Raw genomic sequence first — 23,400 nt, 5'->3', positions numbered from 1 at the left:
GGCCCATGGGGTGGCGGGTTCGGAGGCGTTGGCGGGTGCGGGTGGAGTGTGGTTGCTCGCGCAGTTCCTCGCGCCCCTACGGGGTGCTCGGGGTCAGGATGAGCAGGGGGGTGCCCGGTTCTACCTGGGTGCCCGGGGTGGTCAGGATCTGGGTGATGGTGCCGGCCGTGGGGGCGGTGACGCGGGACTCCATTTTCATCGCCTCCAGGGTCAGGAGGGCGTGGCCGGTGGTGACGTGGTCGCCCGCGCTGACGTTCACCTGCCAGACCGACGCGGTGAACTCGGCCTCGATCAGGTGACTGCCTTCGGGGACGTGGACGTCGGTGGGCGGTGCCGGTTCGGCCGTCGCCGTCTCCGGCCTGTCGAACTCGCCGGCCGCCTCCCAGGCGGCCCTCTCCGCCGCGAAGGCGGTCTGCTGCCTGGTCCTGAACTCGGCTATGGAGTCGGCGTGTTCGGCGAGGAAGGCCTCGTACTCGGCCAGGGAGAACGTGCCGTGCTCCACGTGGGGGACGAAGCGGCCCGCGACGATGTCCGCGCGGAGGGACAGCAGTTCGTCGGCGTCCACCGGGTACCACTTGATGCGGTCGAAGAAGCGGAGCAGCCACGGGGAGCCGGGCTCGAAGGCGCCGCGCTGCTGCCACGGGGACCACACCTGGGTGGTGCGGCCGACGAACTGGTAACCGCCGGGCCCTTCCATGCCGTAGACGCAGAGGTAGGCGCCGCCGATGCCGACCGAGTTCTCCGCCGTCCAGGTGCGGGCCGGGTTGTACTTCGTGGTCACCAGGCGGTGGCGGGGGTCCAGCGGGGTCGCCACCGGGGCGCCCAGGTAGACGTCGCCGAGGCCCAGGACCAGGTACTCGGCGGCGAAGACCGTGTCGTACACCTCGGTCACCGTGTCCAGGCCGTTGACGCGGCGGATGAACTCGATGTTCCAGGGGCACCAGGGCGCGTCGTCGCGGACGCCCGCCATGTAGCGGGCGATGGCCTCACGGGTCGCGGGGTCGTCCCAGGAGAGGGGGAGGTGGATCGTGCGGGAGGGGACGGTCAGTTCGTCGGCGGGGGGCAGCGTCGTCACGATCCGCCGTACGGCGGTGAGGAGTTCGGGCTGGGGGAGGAGTGCCGGATTCGTCTGGATCTGGAGGGAGCGGATGCCCGGGGTGAGGTCCGTGACGCCGTCGAGGTCCGCTTCCGCCACGCCCTCCATCAGGGCGTGGACGCGCATCCGCAGGGCCAGGTCGAGTTGCATGGGTCCGAACTCGACCAGCAGGTTGTCGTCGCCGCTGCGGCGGTACGTCACGTCGCCGTCGCGGGCCAGGACGCCGCCGTCGACGATCGCGGGGCGTGGCGAGGAGTCGTCGGCGACCGGGCGGAAGCGGACGGTGTCGCCGGGGCGGAGCTGGCCGAGTTTCCAGCGTTCGGTGGAGACGACGGTGGCGGGGCAGACGAAGCCGCCCAGGGAGGGGCCGTCGGGGCCCAGCAGGACGGGCATGTCCCCGGTGTAGTCGACGGCGCCGACCGAGTACGGGGTGTCGTGGATGTTGGAGGGGTGCAGGCCCGCTTCGCCGCCGTCGGCGCGGGCCCAGCGGGGCTTGGGGCCGATCAGGCGTACGCCGGTGCGGGCCGAGTTGAAGTGGACCTCCCAGTCGGCCGCGTAGAACTCGTGGATGTCCTGCTCGGTGAAGAACTCCGGTGCCGCGTGGGGGCCTTCGAGGACGGCCACCTGCCAGGAGGCGGGGAAGGAGGGGCGGTCCTCCGGTGGGACGGGGGCCGCGTGGTCCGTGACCGCGCCGCCGTGCAGGACGTCGCCCGTGCGCAGGGCCCGGCCGCCGTGGCCGCCGAAGCGGCCGAGGGTGAACGTGGCCGCGCTGCCGAGGAAGGCGGGGACGTCCAGGCCGCCGCCCGCGAAGAGGACGTAGGTGCGCAGTCCGTGTTCCGTGGGCGTGCCGACGGCGAGGACCGCTCCGGCGGGGACCGTCACCGGCTCCCACCGGGCGATCGGTGAGCCGTCCACGGTCACCGGGGCGGGGGCGCCCGTCACACAGACCGTGGTGGCGTGCGTGAAGCGCAGGGAGGGGCCCTGGAGGGTGCATTCGAGGCCCGGGGCGCCCTCCGGGTTGCCCAGCGCCCGGTTGCCGAGGCGGAAGGACAGGTCGTCCATGGGGCCGCTGGGCGGGACGCCGACCTGCCAGTGTCCGGTGCGGCCGGGCCAGTCCTGCACGGTGGTGAGGGTGCCGCCGGAGACGACCTCGATCCGGGGCGTCGGGTCGGTGACGGACGCGAGGGTGGTCGTGGAGTGCGTGGCCTGCCGGAGGTCCTCGTCGGCGAGGGCGGCGCGGATCAGGCCCAGGTTCGTCTCGATGCCGTCGACCCGGGTCCGGGCCAGCGCCTCGTCCAGTCGGCGCAGGGCCTGCGCGCGGTCGGTGCCGTGCGCGACGACCTTGGCGAGCAGCGGGTCGTACGACGTGGTGACCTCTGTGCCCGTCTCCACCCAGCCGTCGACGCGGACGTCCTCCGGGAACTCGACCCGGGTCAACAGGCCGGCGCTCGGCCGGTGTTCGCGCGAGGGGTCCTCGGCGTAGAGGCGGGCCTCGACGGCGTGGCCGCGCGGGGGGCCCGGGGCCCGGACGACCGCCGCGTCGCCGCGCGCCAGGCGGAGCATCCAGGCGACGAGGTCGACGCCGTAGATCTCCTCGGTGACCGGGTGCTCGACCTGGAGGCGGGTGTTGACCTCCAGGAAGTACGCCTCCTCGCGGGCGGCGTCGTACACGAACTCGACGGTCCCGGCGGACCGGTACTCGACGCTGGCGCACAGATCGCGGGCGGCGGCGGTGAGCCGGGCGCGGACATGGTCGGGCAGGCCGGGCGCCGGGGCCTCCTCGACGACCTTCTGGTTGCGGCGCTGGAGGGTGCAGTCACGGTCGCCGAAGGTGACCACGAGGCCGTCGCCGTCGCCGAAGACCTGTACCTCGACATGGCGGGCCCGCTCGACGAGACGTTCGAGGTAGACGCCGGAGGTGGTGAAGGAGGCGGTGGCGACGCGTTGGACCCGGTCCCATGCCTCGGTCAGTTCGGCGGCGGATCGACATGCCGACAGACCGATACCGCCGCCTCCGCCGGTGGCCTTGAGCATCACCGGGTAACCGATGGCCGCGGCACGGTCGAGGGCCTCGTCCAGGGAGGCGAGCAGGTCGGTGCCGGGGAGGAGCGGGACACCCGCGGCCTCGGCCGCCGCCCGCGCGGTGTGCTTGGCGCCGAACAGCTCCAGTTGGTCGGCGGTGGGGCCGACGAACACGAGGTCCGCCTCCTCGCAGCGGCGCGCGAAGTCCGCGTCCTCGGAGAGGAACCCGTATCCGGGGTGGACGGCGCCCGCGCCGGTGTCCTTGGCGGCCTTCAGGATCAGGTCCGCGTCGAGGTACGACTCCTTCGCGGGCGCCGGGCCGAGCCGTACCGCCTCGTCGGCGAGCCGGACGTGGGCGGCGGAGCGGTCGGCGTCGGAGTACACCGCGACCGTGCGCAGGCCCAGTTCGCGGGCGGTGCGGATGATCCGGACGGCGATCTCGCCCCGGTTGGCGACCAGCAGGGTGTCGAAGGTCATGTGCCGGCTCCAGGGGTCGTCACGTGGTCGACGGATGTCGCTCCCGCGGTGTTCTCCCCGGTGATCGTCACTTCCACGGCCGTCGGGTCGAAACCGTTGCAGGGATTGTTGATCTGGGGGCAGTTGGAGATCAGGACCAGCACGTCGCGCTCGGCGCGCAGGGTGAGGGCGAGGCCCGGTGCGGAGATCCCGTCGACGATGCCGAGGGTGCCGTCCTTCTCGACCGGTACGTTCATGTACCAGTTGATGTTCGACACGAGGTCGCGTTTGCCGAGGCCGTGCTTGGCGCCCTCCGCGAGGAAGTTGTCCACGCAGGCGTGCTGCGACCAGGTGTGGTGCCCGTACCGCAGGGTGTTCGACTCCTTGGAGCAGGCGCCGCCGACGGTGTCGTGCCGGCCCACGTCGTCGGCGGTCACGGTCATCAGCGGGGTGTGTTCGTTCGACATCAGCACACTGCCGGTGGTGAGGAAGATGCCGCCCTGGGCGTGGATCGTGTCGGGCGCGCTGTAGCGGACGGCCGTGTCGTGGGCGTCGTACACGAGGAAGTCGACGGCCTGGTTGCCGTGCAGGTCGGTGAGGGTGAGGGACTCTCCGGCGCGGATCACGGACGACCAGGCGGCGCGGGCCGGGACGGTGGCCGTCCTCGGGGTGGCGGTGTTCATGCGATCCCCCTCGCGGCGAGGAACTCGACGGTGTTCAGGAAGGCGCGGCGGCCCTCGGGTGTGGCGTCCCAGAGCGGGTCGCCGGGGCGGGTGGGCTCGGCACGCCAGGCCAGCACCTCGAGCGGGGTGCTGACGTAGTCGGGGCGGGGGTCGGCCGGGTGCGGGACATTGGCGATCAGTACGGTCACGTCCTGCTCGGCGCGCAGGGTGACGGCGGCGCCGGGGCCGGCGGAGCCGGTGAAGTCGAGGGTGCCGTCCTCGGTGACGGTCACGCCCTGGAAGAAGGAGAGCGAGGGCGGCAGGTCACGGGGTTCGAGGCCGTTCTTGGCGGCGGCCAGCTTGAACAGCTCGCGTCCGGCGGGGGAGGGGGACTGCGGGGTGCCGTCGCCGTACCGCTCGGTGTTGCGTACGAGGGTGGAGGTGCCGCACAGGGCGTCGTGGCGGCCGGAGGTGTCCGCGACCACCGAGGCGAGGACGCGGCCCTGGTCGGACAGGAGCAGGACGCCCGCGCCGAGGTAGGCGTTCCACTGCACCTTCACCGTGTCCGCGACGTTCAGCCGCTCCCAGGGGCGGTCGGCGTGGTGCAGGAGCAGATGCGCGCACGCGTCGCCGCGCAGGTCGGTCAGCCGGACCTCGGTGCCGCGGGCGAGTACCCGGTGCGTGTAGTTGCCGCCCGCCACCGTCTCCGCCCAGACGAGGGGTCCGGACTCGGGGGGCGGGGCGGGCCAGTCGCTCGCGGGCACCACGGGCATGGCCTCGGCCCGGGAACCCTCCTGTGCGCGGGCGTGATCACGTGCTCCGTACGTCGTCGATGTCGCCATCGTGGGACCTCCGGGTGCGGCGTGTATTTCTGTCGTGCGACAGAAATTAGGAGCGGGGCGCGTCGGTGCCATGTCCCTTGCGTTGCCGGGCAGTTACCGCCCCCTCACGATGGTCGTGCCTGGCCGGGGGCGGGGGAACAGCGCGTTCGCCCTTCACCGGTGGCCGGGTGCCGTGTGCGAGGATCGAACGCATGGGAAGCGCGGGTGGCGGAGGTGGGCGACGGGTCGGCAGACCCCGTGCCGGGGGCCGACCGGAGACCGGAGTGTCGCCCCGGGACGAACTGCTCGCCGCCGCCGCCGAGTTGTTCACGACGCGGGGGTACGCGGCCACCACCACCCGGGCCGTCGCCGAGCGCGCCGGCATGCGGCAGGCGTCGATGTACCACTACGTGTCCGGCAAGGAGGAGTTGCTCGCCGAGCTGCTGGAGTCCACGGTCACGCCGTCGCTGGTCTGCGCCCGTGACCTCCTCGCCCGGGACGCCGTCCCCGCCGAGGAGCGGCTGTGGGAGCTGTGCCGCGCCGACGTCGCCCTGCTCTGCGGCGGCCCGCACAACCTCGGCGGCCTCTACCTCCTTCCGGAGGTCCGCGCCGAACGCTTCGCGGGCTTCCATGCCGTACGGGCCGAACTCAAGGACGCCTACCGGCAGTTGATCGCCGCGACGGCCGTGGGCGCGACGCTCGCCAAGAGCGAGCTGGACCTGCGGACTGATCTTGTCTTCGGGCTGATCGAGGGAGTCATCCTCGTCCGCCGCTCCGAGCCCGACCGCCCGGTCTCCGTCTTCGCCGAGGCGACGGCGGACGCGGCCCTGCGCATCGCCGGGGTCTGACCTCACCCTGTCAAGAGGCTCTTCTCGTACGCCCGTTCCTCGTCACTCGGTGTGTTCGAACGGCGACCTGGCGTGTAAATGACCAGAGCGTACTCCTGTCGCGAGGGTGATTTCAGTCGGTTGCTGAATATGACACAGCGATGATCCGGTCGGACTAAGCTCGCCCGCAGCGCACCGAGTTGAGATGTATTCGTGCGCTTGTTCCAAAAAATACCGAAGATCCAGTTTGATTCGCGGATGAACCCGAGCAACCTCCAGCAACTCCCCGCAAGTCCCCCGACCATCAGCCGAACCGTCTTTAGAGGGCATACATGGTGAGTGTTCAATCGCCTCCCGGTGGCCGTGAACTTCCCTACGCGCGCGTGCTGCCGCTACCGGCGATACTGATGGCCGCGGCGACCGGGACCACCGTCTCCCTGGTGACGGGACCGGCCCGGCTCGCCGTCGGCTTGTGCGGAGCCGTCGCGACGCTCCTGCTGCTCACGGTCGCCGTCGTCGCCGTGCGCGGCGGCCGCCGTACGGTCCGCGAGCTGCGCGCCGAACACCAGCGGCGGACCGCCTTCCTCGAGCAGCGGATCGCCGCCCACGACCAGGAATTCATCCGGTTGGGCAAGGAGATCCTGCCCGCCGCCCTGTACCGGCTGCGCACCGGAGAATCCCCCTCAGAGGTGATTCGTCACGTCGTCGACGGTGACGCCGAGTGGCGCGAACTTCCGGAATCCCAGCGCGACTTGCTGCGCACCCTGCTGACCATCGTCGACCGCGAGGAAGCACTGCGCGACTCCTCGCAGCGGTCGTTCGTCAACATCGCCCGCCGCGTCCAGGCGATCGTGCACCAGCAGAACAACGAACTCCGCGAGATGGAGGAGGACCACGGGCGCAACCCCGAGGTCTTCGACGACCTGCTGCGCATCGACCACGGCACCGCCCTGATCGGCCGCCTCGCCGACTCCATCGCCGTCCTCGGCGGCAGTCGCCCCGGACGTGTGTGGTCCCGGCCCGTCCCGCTCTACAGCGTGCTGCGCGGCGCCATGTCCCGCATCCTGGAGTACCGCCGCATCGAGCTCGAGTCGATCGCCAAGGTCAACGTCAACGGCCCCGGCGTCGAACCGGTCATCCACGCCTGCGCCGAACTCCTCGACAACGCCACCCGGTACTCGCCGCCCCACACCAAGGTGCACGTCACCGCCGTGGAGGTGCAGACCGGCATCGCCATCGAGATCGAGGACGGCGGCATCAGCCTCAGCGAGGAGAGCCGCGCCAAGGTCGAGGACATGCTCGCCAAGGCACAGCAGGGCGTGGACATCCAGGAGATGGGCGACACCCCGCGTCTCGGCCTCGCCGTCGTGGGCCGCCTCTCGACCATGTACAACATGCACGTCTCGCTGCGGCCCTCCGCCTACGGCGGTGTCCGCGCCGTGGTCGTCGTGCCGCGCGACCTGCTGACCGACGAACCCGCCCCCGGCCTCGCGCACGGCATCGGCGCCGGCGCCGTGACGACCATCGACAACGGCGGCGTCGCGGGTCCCGACCGCAAGCCCAAGCGCAGGCGCCCGACCACCGGACCGCGGATCCCGAGCTCCGCGGAGGAGATGAGCCGGGACATGGAGGACGACGTTCCCGTCGTCACCGAGTGGACCGCCAACGGCCTGCCGCAGCGCCGCAGCCGCAGCAAGATCCCGCTCAGCCAGCGCTACGCCGAGGCCGCCGCCGCGGAGGCCGCCGCCGAGGCCGCCATGGCCGCCGCCCCCGTGTGGCAGCCGGAGCCCGAACCGGAGAAGGAGCTGCCGCCGCCCGGCATGTGGGTCGAGGCGTTCATGGCCGGGCTCAAGGGCGACCCCGACCCGAACGCCCGACGGAACCCGGACGACTCCACGGCGTCCACCGCTCTCACCGCGAACACCGAGCCGGCCCGCACCGAGGCCGACGACGAGGGGGACCTCAAGTGATCCAGCAACGAGCCAATTTCGACTGGCTGCTGAAGGATCTGGCCGACGGAGTACCCGGCATCCAGCAGATCGTCGTGCTCTCCGCCGACGGTCTGCGGATCGCCCGCCACGGCGGCGACCCGGACGCCGCCGACCGCGTCGCCGCCGCCTGCGCGGGGCTGCAGAGCCTGGCCGGCGCCGTGGCCGGAGAGATCCCGCAGAGCGACGGCCACATGCGGATGGTCATCATCGAGATCAACGGCGGCTACTTCTACATGATGGCCGCCGGGGCCAACGCCTATCTCGCGGTGCTCGCCAACGAGGTCGCCGAGCCGGGCCTGATGAGCAACCGCATGCGCGACCTCGTCGACCGGATCGGCTCCCACCTGACCAGTCCGCCCCGGCGGAACGGGCAGACCGTATGACGCCTCCGCAACGCCGGCGGCGTCAACCCAGGCACGAGCCCTCGTCCCCGCCGCCCCCGCCGTCCTCACCGCCGTCGCTGACCTCGCCGCCTTCTTCGTCGTCCTCGCAGTCCGAGGGTGAGGACTCCACCGGTGAGTCGGGCGGTCGTCCGCCCGAGCGGCTCTACATCCTCACCGGGGCGGACGGCGAGCGAGCCCCGATCGACCTCGTCACGTTAATCGTGGCGCGCGCCGATCCGCCTCCGTCCGCCGCTCCGGAGCAGTCGGCGTTGCTCCGGATGTGCCAGGCACCCCTGTCCGTGGCCGAGATCTCGGCCTACCTCAACCTGCCGATCAGCGTGGTGACCGTCCTGCTCACCGAGCTGCTGACGGCCGAACTGGTTCAGGCGCGCGCACCGGTCGTCCGGCAGGCGCGGGCAGACCGTTCCCTCCTCGAAGCGGTGATGCATGGACTTCAAAAGCTCTGACACCATCACGGGTCCACGGACCGAGGACCACCTGCCGCACACCGCACAGGCCGCGGCGAAGATCGTGATCGTGGGCGGTTTCGGCGTCGGCAAGACGACCATGGTGGGGTCCGTCAGCGAGATCAGGCCGCTGACGACCGAGGAGACCATGACCCAGGCCGGCATCGGGGTCGACGACAACTTCGGCTCCAAGTCCAAGACGGCCACCACCGTGGCCATGGACTTCGGCCGGATCAGCATCACGGACGAGCTGGTGCTCTATCTGTTCGGCACCCCCGGGCAGGAGCGCTTCTGGTTCCTGTGGAACGGCCTGTTCGAGGGCGCCCTCGGGGCGGTCGTCCTGGTCGACACCCGTCGGCTGGAGGTCAGTTTCGACGTCATGGGGCGCCTGGAGGAGCGCGGCGTGCCCTTCGTCGTGGCCGTCAACGACTTCCCCGACGCGCCCCGTTACGCCATCGAGGAACTGCGGCAGGCGCTCGACCTCGCCGCCGAGATCCCGATCATCCGCTGCGACGCACGCCGCCGCGCGTCCAGCCGGGACGTCCTGATGACCCTCATGACCTTCCTGCACTCCCTGGCGATGTCGGGGGCGACGGGGGTGCCGGGGGCGGCGACGGCTTGAGCGGCGGGCGCGTGCGGGGGCGGGGGCGGGGGTTGTAGGGCCGGGGGGCCGGGGGTGCTGGCATCCCGGTCACCCGGGTCATGCCGGTCGCGCCGGCCGTGCCTGTCATGCCGACGATGCCGGTCCTCCTGTCGCCTGTCGTCTCCCTCGCCTCCGCCTCCTTCACCTCCCCCTCTTCTCCGTCATCCCTGTCATCCCCGCAATCCCCTCATCACCTTTCAGACACCGGATCCACCTCAGTTCGGAGCGATCACCGTGACGCCTGAATCAAACTCCCTGACCGGCACGGACGACCCCACGCTCGGGCCGCCCCCCGGTTGCCCCGCCCACGGCACGGGCCCCGGCGGGCTCCGCCGTCTGTACGGCCCCGAGGCGGAGGACCTGGGAGCCGTGTACGAAAAGCTCCGCGCGGAACACGGCCCGGTGGCCCCCGCCCTGCTCCACGACGACGTACCCATCTGGGTGGTGCTGGGGCATGGCGAGAACCTGCACATGGTGAGCACGCCGTCGCAGTTCTGCAAGGACAACCGGCTGTGGTCACCCATGCGGGAAGGCACGATCAAACCGGATCACCCGCTCATGCCCCACTTCGCCTGGCAGCCCATCTGCGCCCACGCCGAGGGTGACGAGCACCTGAGGCTGCGCGGCGCGGTCACCGGCGCCATGTCGACCATCGACCACCGGGGCATCCGCCGCTACATCAACCGCGCGACCCAACACCTCGTCAACAAGTTCTGCGAGGACGGCAAAGCCGATCTGGTCGGTGAGTTCGCCGAACACCTGCCGATGGCGGTGATGTGCGAGATCCTCGGCATGCCCGAGGAGTACGACGAACGCATGGTCCACGCCGCCCGCGACTGCCTGAAAGGCAGCGAGACCGCGCTCGTCAGCCACGCGTACGTCATGGACGCCCTCGACCGGCTCACCGCCCGCCGCCGCGCCCAACCCCAGGAGGACTTCACCAGCCACCTCATCACGCACCCGGCCGGGCTCACCGACGACGAGGTCAGGGAACACCTGCGCGTGGTGCTCCTCGCCGCCTACGAAGCCACGGCGAACCTTCTCGCCAACGTGCTGCGGCTGGTGCTCACCGACCCCGGCTTCCGGGCTCAGCTGAAGGGCGGCCAGATGACCGTGCCCGAGGCGGTGGAACAGTCCCTCTGGGACGAACCGCCGTTCAGCACCGTCTTCGCCTATTTCGCCAAGCAGGAGACCGAGCTGGGCGGTCAGCGCATTCGCAAGGGCGACGGACTCCTCCTCGGTATCGCGCCGGGCAACGTCGACCCTCGCGTCCGGCCCGACCTCAAGGCCAACATGCAGGGCAACCGCTCACACCTCGCTTTCAGCGGTGGTCCGCACGAGTGCCCGGGTCAGGACATCGGCCGTGCCATCGCCGACGTCGGCGTCGACGCCTTGCTCACCCGAGTGCCGGACATCCAGCTCGCCTGCCCGGAGAGCGAGTTGCGCTGGCGGGAGTCCATTTCCAACCGGCATCTGGTGGAACTGCCGGTGACGTTCGCGCCGCGGCCGCAGCAGGACGTCACACAGCGGCCCGCCATCAATCCGGCGGCTGCGCACACCCCGCGCCAGCGGCTGGGCGAGCCCCAGCGACCGCAGCCCGCGGCCCCGGAGCCGGCCGCCCCGGCCGTCGAACCCACTCCCCAGGCTGAACCCACTCGTAGGCCAGGCGTGCTCCGGCGCATTCTGCGTTGGTTCGGCGGCAACTGAGCAGACGGGACCTCGGGGCCTACGTGGCCCACTCCTCGTACGAGGACCAGGCCCGCAGCACCCGCGGGCTGACGAACCGGTGCTCGCGCCCCGTGACCGGGTCGGTGAACTCCAGGCTCCGCGCCAACAGTTGGAGCGGTCGCCGGAAGTCACCCACCGGCACCGGGGCAGTGACCACCGGATAGAGGGGATCACCGAGGATCGGTACCCCCAGCGCGCTCATGTGCACCCGCAGTTGGTGGGTCTGCCCGGTACTCGGCACCAGCCGGTACCGGGCACGCCCGCTGCGGTGCTCCAGCAGCTCGATCCGGCTGACGGCGTTGGGTTCACCCTCGACCTCGCAGGCCGCCATGACCCCCCGCTCCTTGACGATCCGGCTGCGCACGGTACGGGGCAGCGGCAGAGCGGGGTCGTACGCGGCGACCGCTTCGTACTCTTTCCTCACCCGCTTGTCCCGGAACAGTGACTGGTACGCGCCGCGTTCCTCCGGCCGCACGGTGAAGAGCACGACGCCGGCCGTGAGTCGGTCCAGCCGGTGTGCCGCGCTGAGCGTCGGGATGCCCAAGTGTCTACGCAGCCGTGCAAGGGCGGTCTCGGCGACATGGCTGCCGCGCGGGGTGGTGGCCAGGAAATGCGGCTTGTCGGCCACCACAACGTGCTCGTCCCGGTACAGGACACCGATGTCGAACGGCACTCGTTCCTCGGCGGGCAGCTCGCGATGGAACCACACGGTCAGCCCGGGCACGTACGCCATGTCCCTGGGTACCGGCCGCCCGGCGACGTCCACGATCAGCCCCGCGTCGAGCATTCCGTCGATCACACCGGCATCGGCCGAGAGCCGCGCCACCAGATGGTCCCGAACCGTCGCCCACGCCTCGCCCGGCGGCAACCGCACCCGTACCGGATCGACCCCGTCGCGCTGCGGGAGGGGTGGGGGAGGGGGTGGCGTACGGCGTCTCATCACCCTCAAGGATACGAGCGGTCACGGCGACACTCGGCGAGCCGTTCAGGCAGGCAGCCTCGTGACCTGCGCTTCCTGCCGCCCGCTCGGGTGGAGACGGTGCGGGGGATCGACATCCTCCGCCCGTATGTGATCGTGACTTCCGGCCAGCCTGATGCGATTCGCCGCGGTGAACGCCTCGTCGAGCCATGCGTCCGTCGGTACCTCGCCGAAGAGCCGTTCGAGCTCGCGGATCATGGGAGGAGCCAGCGGGAACCGCCTTCCCTGTCGGCGTTCCTGGTACCTGTCCTGGATCTGTACGAAGAGGAAGCCGCTCCGGCCGAAGTGGACCAACGGCTCGGGCGCCCCGGCGAAGACCAGGTCGTCTATGAGGTCGAGATAGATCGACCGGTAGGCGGCCTTCCGCTCCTCCGCCCGGTGTTGGCTGGATGTCGGCTGGTGGTCGTCCGTCGCGTAGATGCCGAGCGCGGACTTGCACAGATCCATGGAGAGGCAGTCGCAGATCGCGCTGTCCATGAGCCAGGCGAAGGACACGGGTCCCGTCGCGCTGTTCCGGGCGACCATGATGGCGGTTCCGTACGCGTTGCCTGTGTTGGCGCGGAACATGACGCCGTCCCACATGTTCGGAGAGTCGTTCAGGGCGTCCTGCAGCCCGACGTGTTCGTCCCCCGGCCGGAAGTCCATCTTCTCCGCGTACTGGACGATGGCCTGTCGGACCAGCGAAAGCAGTGCGTGGACCGCGTCGCGTCCCCAGCCGGCCCCGTCCATCGCGCGCATCATGTCGGGTACGGACCGGCCGTACATCCGGAAGCGACCTTGGACCAGATCGAGCGGGGGGATGCAGATGTCGTCGATGACGGTGGCGAAGGCTATGTAGTGCAGACCGAGGGGGTCCGCGCCGAATCGCTCGCCGCACCAGCAGGCCATCCACTGGATGGTGTCCCGGCACGCGCGTGACACCGTGTCGGCGGCCTTGTCGTCCCGCTTCTTCGTCCAGTCGGTGTAGTGCTCGGGCGTCCTGCCGCCCCGTGCCTGAACCGCGTCCCACCGTTCCGCGACCTTCTCCAGCAGGGGCCACACATTCACCTCGTGGCCCTGCGGGATCGGGCCCGCGTACCCGTCTCCCCCCATGACGGCGTACAGGTGGGCGGTGTGTTTGTTGTAACGGGACCTAGTGGCCGCGGGACGCACGGTTTTCACCGGGTTCCGCGGGTAGTGCAAGAACGAGCATGTCGTACCGCGATCACAGTCCGATCCGCACCACAGAGCATGCGACCGGTGCAGCAGTTCCTGAATCCCCCTCGTGCCTGACAGCTGCTCAAGGGCCTCTTGCGCAGAGCCCTTCCAAGCAAGCATGTCCGGGGTAACCATCGAGACCTCAACGCCACCTGATGCCATAGCCCGAGCCTCCGCAAGAAGTCCCCACTCCTGGCTGCAATCCCAGCGTGCGGGCGACAACCGGCCGCCGTGAAGGGGCGTACGGCGAGCGTACTGCGGCACATAAGGGGCGCATTCGGTTGAAAATTTGTCATGAATGATACCCAGGTTGGCTGGAGATGTCCCCTGCTTCGATCACGCCAGTTCGATCGTCAGGGTTGACTCGGCGGGTCCGCGGTGGCACTCGCGCTGGAGCGCAGGCGGTGGTTGCGGAGGAGGTGGTAGGTGGTGCCTGCGGCCAGGGTGGCCAGGAGGAACAGGACCGTGAACCACTGGAACCACCAGTGGCCGCCGGTCGGGTCGTAGACGTCGGCTCGGGGCCAGGCGAGGTTGATGGTCATGAAGAGGCCGTAGAGGAGGGCGAGGGTGTTGACGGGGATGCCCCAACGGCCCAGGGAGAAGAGGGGTTTGCCGGTCTCGTCGGTGCCGGCCGAGGGGAACGTGCCCTTCAGGCGCCGTATCAGGAGCGGGCCGGTGACCATCGCGTACGCCAGGTACAGCATCACGATGCAGGTCGTGCCGATGGCCAGGAACGCCTCCGGCGAGGCGAAGTTGAGCAGCAGCAGCGCGGCGGCCAGGACGCCGACGACCAGGGCGGGGGCGGTGGGCACCCCGGTGCGCGGGTTGACCTTGGCGAGCTGCCCGGCGAAGGGGAGTCGGCCGTCGCGGGCCATCGAGAAGAGCATGCGGCAGGCCGACGTCTGGATCGCGAGCGTCGCCACGACGATCGCCACCACCACGTCCGCGAGCAGGACGCGGCCCACACCGTCACCGAGGCTGCTGGTCAGCACATAGCTCAGGCCGTCCACGCCCAGCCTGCCGTCGGTCAGGCTCGGCGCGGCGAGCAGACCGCCGAGGACGAGCAGGCCGCCCAGCAGACCGGCCGCGCCGAGGGCCATGAGAATCGTGCGGGGCGCGGTGCGGCGCGGATGGTGGGTCTCCTCGCTCATCTCGCCCGCGCTGTCGAAGCCGATCATCACGTACGCCGCCATGAACGAGCCCACCAGCAGGGCACCCAGCAGATCGGTGCTGCCCTCCGCCATGTGGAACGTGATGCCGGGCGAGCGCTCGGAGTGGGTGAGCAGCAGGACGATGATCAGGACCGCGCCGATGATCTCGGCAGTCACGCCCACGCGGTTGACCACGGACAGCACCCGGTTGTCGAGGATGTTCACGAAGGTCGTGAGGACCAGCAGGAGCACGCCGAGGACGGCCGCGTTCGCCGCTCCCGTCGACGAGGTGGGCGTCGGGTCGCCGCCCACGAGCTGGAAGCCCGACCAGATCGCCGGCAGCACCATCTGGAGCGCCAGCGCTGCCGCAGCGACCACCACGATCTGTCCGATCACCATGATCCAGCCGGCGAACCAGCCGAAGGTCCGGTTGGACAGGCGTGAGGACCACTGGTAGATCGAGCCCGATATCGGGTAGCGCGCCGCGAGTTCCGCGAAGCAGGCGGCCACCAGCAGCTGGCCGACGAGCACCGCCGGCCAGGTCCAGAAGAAGACGGGGCCGCCGAACGCGTATCCGAAGGCGAAGAACTGGAAGACGGTCGTGAGGACCGAGATGAAGGAGAAACCGGCGGCGAACGAGGCGTATCTGCTGAGGCTGCGGTGCAGCTCCTGGCGGTAGCCGAACTCGGTCAGGGAGCGGTCGTCGGGGGAGTGGGGCGGTTCCGGACGGAGGTCTGGGGCGGTGCTCGTCATGGCGGCAACCTGCTTTCGCAACAAGCGGCGCGAGCGTTCGCGCACGAGCGGCGCGAATTCCTGTCGGGCGACAGAAATTAGGGGAGACCTGTGTCGCGCGCGTCACGCGACCGTGTCCGGGGCGGGCCCAAATCCTCACGACCATGGCAGTGGAGGGGAGTTGCGGCAAGGCAGGTCCGAGACATGTTCGAAAGGGCCGGGATACGGTCGACGGGGCCTGGTCGGGCCTGCCCGAGCCGGGCGAGGTCTGCCCGGGCCAGGCGTCGTGGGGGGACGCCCTGTTCCTTCCTCCGCCCCTGCCTCTCCGACGATCGCGGTAAGGAACCTCCGGATGAACGACGCTTCGCCGCCCTCCCCTCAGCTCCTCCCGGGCGCGCCCGAGTCGTCCGTGTTGTTGCATGTGCCGCACGCGTCCCGCGTGATCCCGGCGGCCGTACGGAGTGGGATCGTGCTCGACGACGCCGCGCTGGAGCGGGAGTTGGACCACATCACCGACGCGTACACGGACCGCGTCGCCGCACTGGCCGCCGAGCGGTCGGCCGTGCGCCCGTGGCGGTTCGTGAACCGGCTGTCCCGGCTCGTGGTCGATCCCGAGCGGTTCCCGGACGAGCGGGAGGAGATGCTGGCCGTGGGCATGGGCGCCGTCTACACGAGGACCACGCACCGGGAGGTGCTGCGTCCGGCCGACCGCGAAGGACTGCCCCTCGACGGGAGCGGGCGGTCGCTCGTCGACGACTACTTCCGCCCGTACGCCGCCGCCATGACCGACGCCGTCACGGACCGGCTGGCGGCCGTGGGGCGGGTGGTGGTCGTCGACGTCCACTCGTATCCGAGCGAGCGCCTGCCTTACGAGCTGCACGGCGACGGTCCCCGGCCGCCCGTCTGCCTGGGCACCGACCCCTTCCACACCCCGGCCGACCTGCTCGCCGCCGCCGAGGAGGCGTTCGCGGGGTTCGGCGGGACGGGCGTCGACAGCCCGTTCGGGGGCGCGTACGTCCCGCTGAAGTACTACGGGCACGACCCCAGGGTGTCCGCCCTGATGATCGAGATCCGCCGGGACGTCTACATGGCCGAGCCGGGCGGGGCGCCGGGCCCGGGAGTGGACGCGCTCGCGGATGCGCTGGCGCGGCTGGTGGACATGCTCGCGGGCGGCTGAATGGCCGGGGAGGGGGCGGCCCAGGGCGCGCGGCCGCCGTCCAGCTCGCCGCGCGCGGACCGAGTGACGGGCGCCGCCCGCCGGGGCCGTCGCGGCCACGTCCCCTGCGGATCCTGTGCGGATCCCGTACGGCGTCTACGTCGGCCGACGCGAAGAGAGACATCAGCGGACGACGCCACCGCGAGGCTCGACACCCCGGTCGGTTGAGGCGACGCCGATGGCGATGCCATGCCGTACCGGGCACCGCCCAGCACCAGCACACAGCAGCGCCGGGTGCGTTGGTCGGCCCCCGAGTCGCCGGGCGCGTCGGCCGGACGGACGTCAGTGGCGCCGTGGGGTCACGTCGTCGGCGGGGTGGTCTCCTGCTCGGCCTCCACGCGGGCGTTCCACTCCTTCTTGGAGGCCTGCCAGCCGTCCTCGTCGTGGCCGAGGCGCCAGTAGCCGGAGACGGACAAGTCCTCGCGGGGGACGGCGAGTTCGACGCGGAGCAGCCGACGCAGCTCCTTGACGAAGCCGGCCTCGCCATGGACGAAGGCGTGCAGCCGGCCCTCGGGGAACTGGAGCGCGCGTACGGCCTCGACGAGGGCCGCGCCGACGGGACGGTCGCCGCGGTGCAGCCAGACCACCTCCACATCGGAGTTGATCTTCTGCTCCTCCTCGGGGCCGGCGACCTCGACGATCGCGTGCGCGCGGGCGCCGTCGGGCAGGGCCTCCAGCGACGCGCCGATCGCCGGCAGGGCGGACTCGTCACCGACGAGGAGGTGCCAGTCGGCCTCCGGGTTGGGCGCGTACGCGCCGCCGGGGCCCAGGAAACGGATCAGCTCGCCCGGCTGGACCCGCGTGGCCCAGGGCCCCGCGATGCCCTCGTCGCCGTGGAGCACGAAGTCGAGGGTCAGCTCGCGCAGTTCGGAGTCCCAAGCGCGCACGGTGTACGTCCGCGTGACCGGCCACTGGTCCCGGGGGAACTCCGCGCGGATCCGCTCGATGTCGAAGGGCTCCGGGTAGGTCACACCCTCGGGCCCGAACAGGAGTTTCACATAATGATCGGTGCTGCCGCGCAAGGAGAACTCGGCGAGGCCGTCGCCACCGAGTACGACGCGCTGCATGTGCGGGGTGAGCCGCTCGGTGCGGACGACTCGCGCGGAGTGGGGCTTCGGGGTCCTGCGTACCGGACGCTCTGCCATGACGGCCTCCCAAATACCTAGCTAAGGCTTACCTAAGCTACCATCTCCCCCCTGCGAACACCCCATGCTCGGAGCGTGTACGAGGACTTCACGATGTGAATCGCGCCTCAGGCCCCTCACTACCGAAGTGTCACCCCGCCCTCCGGCGTGCGCCCCCTCCGCGGGGCGCGCATCTCACATACCGATCACATACCGAGCGTCACGCGCAGCCGCTGCAGCGATCCGCCGAGCCCCCACCGCGCCGCGATGGCCTCCAACGCCGCCGGATCCCGCGGTTCGCGCGGGAGTGCCGTGTCGACGTCCGGCAAGGGTACGTCCGCCGCCACCAGCACCACCTTGGGCGCGACCGCGACATAGGCCCGCGCCTCGTCGAGCCTCTTGCGCTGCGACGGGGTCAGCTTCGCCGCCGGGTCGTCCACGGCGGCCATGATCCCGGCCAGGTCCCCGAACTGGTCGAGCAGCTTCGCCGCCGTCTTCTCTCCGATGCCCGGCACCCCCGGCAGACCGTCGCTCGGGTCGCCGCGCAGCAGGGCCAGATCCGCGTACCCGCGCCCGACCACCCCGTACTTCTCGCGCAGCCACGCCTCGTCGGTGAGCTGGAGCGTGCCCACGCCCTTCAGCGGGTACAGCACCCGCACCTCGCGCTCGTCGTCGACCAGCTGGTACAGGTCGCGGTCGCCGGTGACGATGTCGACCGGCTCCTTGGCCCGGGCGGTGAAGGTGCCGATCACGTCGTCCGCCTCGTACCCGGCGACGCCGACGCGCGCGATGCCGAGCGCGTCCAGCACCGCCTCGATGATCGGCACCTGCGGCGAGAGGGTGTCCGGCACCTCCTCCTCGTCCGGGCCGACCTCGTGCTCCTCGGCGACGCGGTGCGCCTTGTAGGAGGGGATCAGATCGACGCGCCACTGCGGCCGCCAGTCCGCGTCCATGCACGCGACCAGGTCCGTCGGCCGGTGGTCCTTGACCAGGCGGTCGATGAATTCGAGCAGCCCGCGCACGGCGTTCACCGGGGTGCCGTCCGGGGCCTTCACGGATTCCGGCACCCCGAAGTAGGCGCGGAAGTACAGCGAGGCGGTGTCGAGAAGCATCAGGCGTCGGGTCACGCCCCGCATCATGCCGTACACCACGGACACCCGGTCGCCGACGCAGCAGCGCGCGACTCTCCACGCACCGGCGAGGGGCTCCGCCGCACGGGCTCCCGCACCGGCGTACGGATCAGCCGCACGGTCTCCCGCGCCGGCGCACGGACTTCACCTCACCGGCGTGCGGCCCTCGGCGGGGCGGCCCGCGTGCCCCCTCGCGACAGCGCGTGCGCCCTGTGCAGGTGTTCCGTGAACGCCCCTGGCCTGCGGTGAATGCCCTGTGAAGCGGGACACGGGCGCGTTTCGGCCGGTCCGGCCAGGGCAGGCGCGGGCCCGGAGCAGCGCCGGTCGTGGTGTCGACATCACGGGCCGGGCGGGCCGATCCCGCCGCGCTCCACGGCCGGCCTGCGGGCGGGGAAGGCGGGCCGTTCCATCGCTATCCAAGAGGTGCACGTGTCAGCCAGGGAGTCCTCCAGACTCGAAGCCGAGGGCCTGTTCAAGGTGTTCGGCAGACGACCCCACGACGCGGTGGACCGGCTGAGGGCCGGCGCCGACCGCGAGGAACTGCGTGCCGAGGGCACCACCGCCGCCGTGATCGACGCCTCCTTCACCGTGGAGCCGGGCCAGATCTTCGTCGTCATGGGCCTGTCCGGGTCGGGCAAGTCCACGCTGCTGCGCATGCTCAACGGGCTCCTGGAGCCCACCGCGGGCCACGTCCGCTTCGGTGGCCGGGACCTCACCACGATCGACGACCGCGAACTGCGCGCGGTGCGGGCCACCGGCATCAGCATGGTCTTCCAGCACTTCGCGCTCTTCCCCCACCGCAGCGTCCTGGAGAACGCCGCGTACGGCCTGGAGGTCCAGGGCGTGCCGCGCGCCGAGCGGCTGCGGCGCGCCACCGAGGCCCTGGCCCTGTGCGGCCTGGCCGGCTGGGAGAAGTCCTGGCCCGACGAGCTGTCCGGCGGTATGCAGCAGCGCGTGGGCCTGGCCCGCGCCCTCGCCACCGACGCCGACGTCCTGCTGATGGACGAGTCGTTCAGCGCGCTCGACCCCCTGATCCGCCGTGACATGCAGGACCAGCTGCTGGAACTCCAGCAGACCCTGAAGAAGACCATCGTCTTCATCACGCACGACCTCAACGAGGCCATGCGCCTCGGCGACCGCATCGCCGTCATGCGCGACGGCCGCATCGTGCAGACCGGCACCGCCGAGGACATCCTGATCCGTCCCGCCGACGACTACGTGGCGTCCTTCACCCAGGACGTCGACCGTTCCCGGGTGCTCACCGCCGGGGCCGTGATGGACACGGCCGTACGCGGCGACGAGGCGGACTGCGGCTGCGGTACCGCGACGCCCGACACGCCGTTCGCGGAGCTCTGCGCGCTCAGCGCCCGCCTGTCCCACCCGGTCGCGGTGCTCGATCGGAAGGGCGCCGTCGTCGGCGTGGTGCCGCAGCGGCGCCTGATCGGCTTCCTCGCCGACCAGGACGGCGCGCACGGCGCTCACGGCCCGCACGACGCGCGCGACGCGCAGGGCACCCCCGTCCCCCCGTCCGTCCCCATACCGTGCGACGCCCCGCGCGCCCACGTCGTACAGGCGGTGAAGGCCAGTGCCTAGGATCCACCTCGGCGACTGGGTCGCCCACGGCGTCGACTGGCTGCGGGACCACCTCGGGCCGCTGTTCGACCTCGTCAAGCTGGTCGTCGAGGCCATGTACGACGCGGCGAACGCGGTGCTCACCGCCCCCGACCCCCTGCTCCTCGCCGGCATCCTCGCCGTGCTCGCCTTCTGGCTGCGCGGGCTGCTCCCCGGCGTTCTGGCCTTCGCGGGCCTGGTGCTCATCGACTCGATCGAGCAGTGGGAACCGGCGATGAACTCGCTCGCGCTGGTGCTGGTCTCCTGCGTGATCATCTTCGCCGTCGCGATGCCGATCGGTATCTGGGCGGCCCGCAGCCGCGCGGTCAGCGGCGCGATCCGCCCCGCGCTCGACTTCATGCAGACGATGCCGGCGATGGTCTATCTGATCCCGGGCATCTTCTTCTTCGGCGTGGGCCCGGTGCCCGGCATGGTCGCCACCATCGTCTTCGCGATGCCGCCCGCCGTACGCCTCACCGAGCTCGGCATCCGGCAGGTCGACGCCGAACTCGTCGAAGCGGCCGAGGCGTTCGGCACCCCTCCGCGCCGCACGCTGTGGCGGGTGCAGCTGCCGCTGGCGCTGCCCACGATCATGGCGGGCGTCAACCAGGTGATCATGCTGGCCCTGTCGATGGTCGTCATCGCGGGCATGGTCGGCGGCGGCGGACTCGGCTCCACCGTGTACGACGGCATCAGCTCCGTGGACGTCGGCCTCGGTTTCGAGGGCGGTATCGCGGTCGTCATCCTCGCGATCTACCTCGACCGGATGACCGGCGCCCTCAACCAGCGCGTGTCCCCGCTCGGCCGCCGCGCCCTCGCCAGGGCGAACACGGCCCTCGGCGGTCCGCGCTTCCTGCGCTGGAGGCCGGCCACCCCGGTCGCGATGGTCGGTGTGGTCGTCCTCGCGCTGGTCGCCGGCGGCCTGAACATGGTCGGCGGGTCGGACGACGACGCCGAGGTCACCACGAACGTCGGCCAGGGCCGCCCGATCAGCATGGGGTACATCGACTGGCCCGAGGGTGTCGCCTCCACCTACCTCTGGAAGGAGATCCTCCAGCGGCGCGGCTTCACCCCGGAGACCAGGTCGCTGGAGGTCGGCGCCCTCTACAACGGCCAGGCGCAGGGCAGCGTCGACATCCAGACCAACGCCTGGCTGCCGGCCACGCACGCCTCGTACTGGGCCAAGTACAAGGACCGGCTGGAGGACTACGGCAGCTGGTACGACGAGACCTCGCTGGAGATCGCCGTCCCCTCCTACGTCAAGGGCGTGAAGTCCCTCGACGACCTCAAGGGCAAGGGCACCCTGTTCAAGGGAAAGGTCTACGGCATCGAGCCGGGCGCCGGCGAGACGAAGCTCTACGAGGACGAGGTCCAGCGCGCCTACGGCCTGAAGGGCGAGTACGAGCTGGTCAAGTCCAACACCTCGGCGATGCTGGCCCAGCTGGACCGCGCCTACCAGAAGAAGGAACCCATCGCGGTCACCCTCTGGTCGCCGCACTGGGCGTACGACAAGTACGAGCTGACCAAGCTGAAGGACCCCGAGGGCGCCTTCGGCGCGGGCGACGGGATCCACACCCTCGGGCGCAAGGGATTCGCCGGGGACGAGCCGCAGGTCGCGCGGTGGCTGAAGGACTTCGAGCTCACCGAAGCCCAGCTCACCTCCCTCGAAGGCGCCATTCAGGACGCCGGAAAGGGCCACCAGGAGGACGGCGTCAGGGCCTGGCTGAAGAAGAACCCCGGGCTCGTCGACAAGCTGGCCCCGGTCGCCAAGTCCCGCTACGCGGAGGGCCGGCAGGCCGGTGCCGCGCCGGTCCTCGGCTACCCGGCGTGGGACGAGGGCATCGCCGTCACCCACCTCTGGGAGAACGTCCTGGAGAAGCGCGGCTACCGGCCGAAGAAGACCAAGCTCGACATCGGTCCGCTCTTCACGGGTCTGTCCACCGGGCAGGTCGACGTCGAGTTCGACGCCTGGCTGCCGGTGGCGCAGAAGGCGTACTGGGACAAGTACGAGAACGATCTCGTCGACCTCGGTGCCTGGTACGACAGGACGTCGCTGGAGATCGCCGTGCCGTCGTACGTGAAGGGCGTGCGCACGATGGACGATCTGCGGGCGCACAAGGACGAGTTCAAGGGCCGGATCGTCGGCATCGAGCCCGGCACCGGTCAGATGGTCCGGCTGGAGAACACCGTCATGCCCGCCTACGGACTGTCCGACTTCAAGCTCACCAAGGCCGGGACGAGTTCGATGCTCGCCGAACTGGACCGCGCGTACGCGAACAAGGAGCCGATCGCCGTCGTGCTCTGGTCGCCGCACTGGGCGTACGACAAGTACGACCTGACACGGCTCGCCGACCCCGAGAGGACCTGGGGCGCGAACAACCAGATCCGTACGCTCGCGCACCGGGACTTCCCCGAGAAGTACTCCGAGCTCAGCGGCTGGCTGAAGAACTGGCACATGACCCCGGACGAGCTGATGAGCCTGGAGCAGGCGATCCAGCAGGCCGGGCGCGGCAAGGAGGACGAGGGCGTCGAGAAGTGGATCGACGCGCATCCGGGGATCGTCGACGAGATGGCCCCCGTGACGTAGCCGGACGCGACCCCCGAACGTGTGCAGGGGTTCGCGTACGGGTGTACGAGAAAGATCCGGACAACCCTGGGGCGGTCCGCATCCATCCGGTTCCGCAGCCCGGCGGCCGGTGGGGCGGGCCGCCCCAGGGTGTTCAACTCCGTTTGACGGGACCTGACTTCGTGGTTCGGCGAGCGGTCGCGCCGTCCACCCGCGACGATGTAGTGGCTGCGCGGGGCGGCTTCAGGGTGCGGCGGACTCCCACCGTCGGTCCGGTGACACGGTGTGCCGGAGGGCGTACTCCGCGCGGTCGCCGTCGCGGCGGCGCGCCTCGCCGTGCCGTGCGCGGAGGACGTGAAAGGGGAGGTGGGGCGATGGCCGCGCTGGCGAGAAGTGTGAGCATGGACCTCTGCCGTCGCACAGGGATGTGACGGGCGCGTGAAACGGTTTGCCGAACATGCGTAGGGTGCAGAGAACTCATCAGGACAAGCGCGCCCGATGAGTGCCGGACGGGTGGGCATCCGTAACCGGACCAGTGCGCGTTCGCGAGTCCGCCCGGTGGGCGTCCGCGAGCCGACCGACGAGCGAAGGAGGGAGC

The 23,400-nt window shown here is 70.8% G+C and carries 17 protein-coding genes; 9 read left to right on the top strand and 8 right to left on the bottom strand.

The window, feature by feature from the left end; translation table 11 throughout:
• Positions 1-76: 76 nt before the first annotated feature.
• The 3 genes from L3078_RS09270 to L3078_RS09260 are packed head-to-tail and all read right to left on the bottom strand — an operon-like array spanning position 77 to position 5,078.
• A complete protein-coding gene (locus tag L3078_RS09270; protein ID WP_239752942.1) occupies positions 77-3,595 on the bottom strand; it encodes a 5-oxoprolinase/urea amidolyase family protein in 3,519 nt (1,172 codons plus the stop codon).
• Positions 3,592-4,257, bottom strand: a complete 666-nt coding sequence (locus L3078_RS09265; RefSeq protein ID WP_239752933.1) for an urea amidolyase associated protein UAAP2 — start codon at positions 4,255-4,257, stop codon at positions 3,592-3,594. The genes L3078_RS09270 and L3078_RS09265 overlap by 4 nt, the downstream gene beginning before the upstream one ends.
• A complete protein-coding gene (locus L3078_RS09260; RefSeq protein ID WP_239752920.1) occupies positions 4,254-5,078 on the bottom strand; it encodes an urea amidolyase associated protein UAAP1 in 825 nt (274 codons plus the stop codon). Before L3078_RS09260 ends, L3078_RS09265 begins: the two co-directional genes overlap by 4 nt.
• 191 nt (positions 5,079-5,269) lie before the next feature.
• Here L3078_RS09260 and L3078_RS09255 point away from each other — a divergent pair, with 191 nt between their 5' ends.
• The 6 genes from L3078_RS09255 to L3078_RS09230 all read left to right on the top strand — a co-directional run bounded on the left by L3078_RS09255 (position 5,270) and on the right by L3078_RS09230 (position 11,075).
• Positions 5,270-5,905: a TetR/AcrR family transcriptional regulator gene (locus L3078_RS09255; RefSeq protein ID WP_239752918.1), complete on the top strand. Its 636-nt coding sequence runs from the start codon at positions 5,270-5,272 to the stop codon at positions 5,903-5,905.
• A 311-nt stretch (positions 5,906-6,216) separates the two neighbouring features.
• The gene (locus L3078_RS09250) at positions 6,217-7,854 is read left to right on the top strand and encodes a sensor histidine kinase (protein ID WP_239752917.1); all 1,638 of its coding nucleotides are present in this window, start codon (positions 6,217-6,219) and stop codon (positions 7,852-7,854) included.
• Positions 7,851-8,258 carry a roadblock/LC7 domain-containing protein gene (locus L3078_RS09245; RefSeq protein WP_033531682.1) on the top strand — a complete coding sequence of 136 codons (408 nt, stop codon included), beginning with the start codon at positions 7,851-7,853 and terminating at the stop codon, positions 8,256-8,258. The genes L3078_RS09250 and L3078_RS09245 overlap by 4 nt, the downstream gene beginning before the upstream one ends.
• On the top strand, positions 8,255-8,725 hold the full coding sequence (locus L3078_RS09240) for a DUF742 domain-containing protein (protein WP_239752908.1): 471 nt from the start codon (positions 8,255-8,257) through the stop codon (positions 8,723-8,725). Before L3078_RS09245 ends, L3078_RS09240 begins: the two co-directional genes overlap by 4 nt.
• Positions 8,706-9,347 (top strand): GTP-binding protein, encoded by a 642-nt coding sequence (locus tag L3078_RS09235; protein WP_239752902.1) that lies wholly within the window; start codon positions 8,706-8,708, stop codon positions 9,345-9,347. The genes L3078_RS09240 and L3078_RS09235 overlap by 20 nt, the downstream gene beginning before the upstream one ends.
• A gap of 255 nt (positions 9,348-9,602) precedes the next feature.
• Entirely contained in the window at positions 9,603-11,075 is a 1,473-nt protein-coding gene (locus L3078_RS09230) for a cytochrome P450 (RefSeq protein ID WP_239752896.1), read from the top strand.
• Between the two features lie 19 nt (positions 11,076-11,094).
• Here L3078_RS09230 and L3078_RS09225 read toward each other — a convergent pair whose 3' ends face one another.
• The 3 genes from L3078_RS09225 to L3078_RS09215 form a co-directional block, all read right to left on the bottom strand.
• Positions 11,095-12,036: an RluA family pseudouridine synthase gene (locus tag L3078_RS09225; protein WP_239752895.1), complete on the bottom strand. Its 942-nt coding sequence runs from the start codon at positions 12,034-12,036 to the stop codon at positions 11,095-11,097.
• Between the two features lie 45 nt (positions 12,037-12,081).
• Positions 12,082-13,227: a hypothetical protein gene (locus L3078_RS09220; protein WP_239752893.1), complete on the bottom strand. Its 1,146-nt coding sequence runs from the start codon at positions 13,225-13,227 to the stop codon at positions 12,082-12,084.
• Positions 13,228-13,625: 398 nt separating this feature from the next.
• Positions 13,626-15,176, bottom strand: coding sequence for an amino acid permease (locus L3078_RS09215; RefSeq protein WP_239752892.1), 1,551 nt, complete (start codon positions 15,174-15,176; stop codon positions 13,626-13,628).
• A 331-nt stretch (positions 15,177-15,507) separates the two neighbouring features.
• Here L3078_RS09215 and L3078_RS09210 point away from each other — a divergent pair, with 331 nt between their 5' ends.
• Positions 15,508-16,332 (top strand): N-formylglutamate amidohydrolase, encoded by an 825-nt coding sequence (locus L3078_RS09210; RefSeq protein WP_239752891.1) that lies wholly within the window; start codon positions 15,508-15,510, stop codon positions 16,330-16,332.
• 338 nt (positions 16,333-16,670) lie between these two features.
• Here the strand turns inward: L3078_RS09210 and L3078_RS09205 are convergent, their stop codons facing one another.
• On the bottom strand, positions 16,671-17,516 hold the full coding sequence (locus tag L3078_RS09205; protein ID WP_239752890.1) for a siderophore-interacting protein: 846 nt from the start codon (positions 17,514-17,516) through the stop codon (positions 16,671-16,673).
• Between the two features lie 185 nt (positions 17,517-17,701).
• On the bottom strand, positions 17,702-18,631 hold the full coding sequence (locus L3078_RS09200) for a 5'-3' exonuclease (RefSeq protein ID WP_239760258.1): 930 nt from the start codon (positions 18,629-18,631) through the stop codon (positions 17,702-17,704).
• Between the two features lie 423 nt (positions 18,632-19,054).
• Here L3078_RS09200 and L3078_RS09195 point away from each other — a divergent pair, with 423 nt between their 5' ends.
• Positions 19,055-20,218 (top strand): quaternary amine ABC transporter ATP-binding protein, encoded by a 1,164-nt coding sequence (locus L3078_RS09195; protein ID WP_239752889.1) that lies wholly within the window; start codon positions 19,055-19,057, stop codon positions 20,216-20,218.
• The gene (locus L3078_RS09190; protein ID WP_239752888.1) at positions 20,211-22,823 is read left to right on the top strand and encodes an ABC transporter permease/substrate binding protein; all 2,613 of its coding nucleotides are present in this window, start codon (positions 20,211-20,213) and stop codon (positions 22,821-22,823) included. Before L3078_RS09195 ends, L3078_RS09190 begins: the two co-directional genes overlap by 8 nt.
• The last annotated feature ends 577 nt before the right edge of the window (positions 22,824-23,400 follow it).

The organism is Streptomyces deccanensis (genome assembly GCF_022385335.1).
GTDB lineage: Bacteria > Actinomycetota > Actinomycetes > Streptomycetales > Streptomycetaceae > Streptomyces > Streptomyces deccanensis.
Note: the sequence above shows the minus strand (reverse complement) of the source record. Positions and strands in the feature narration are given on the sequence as shown.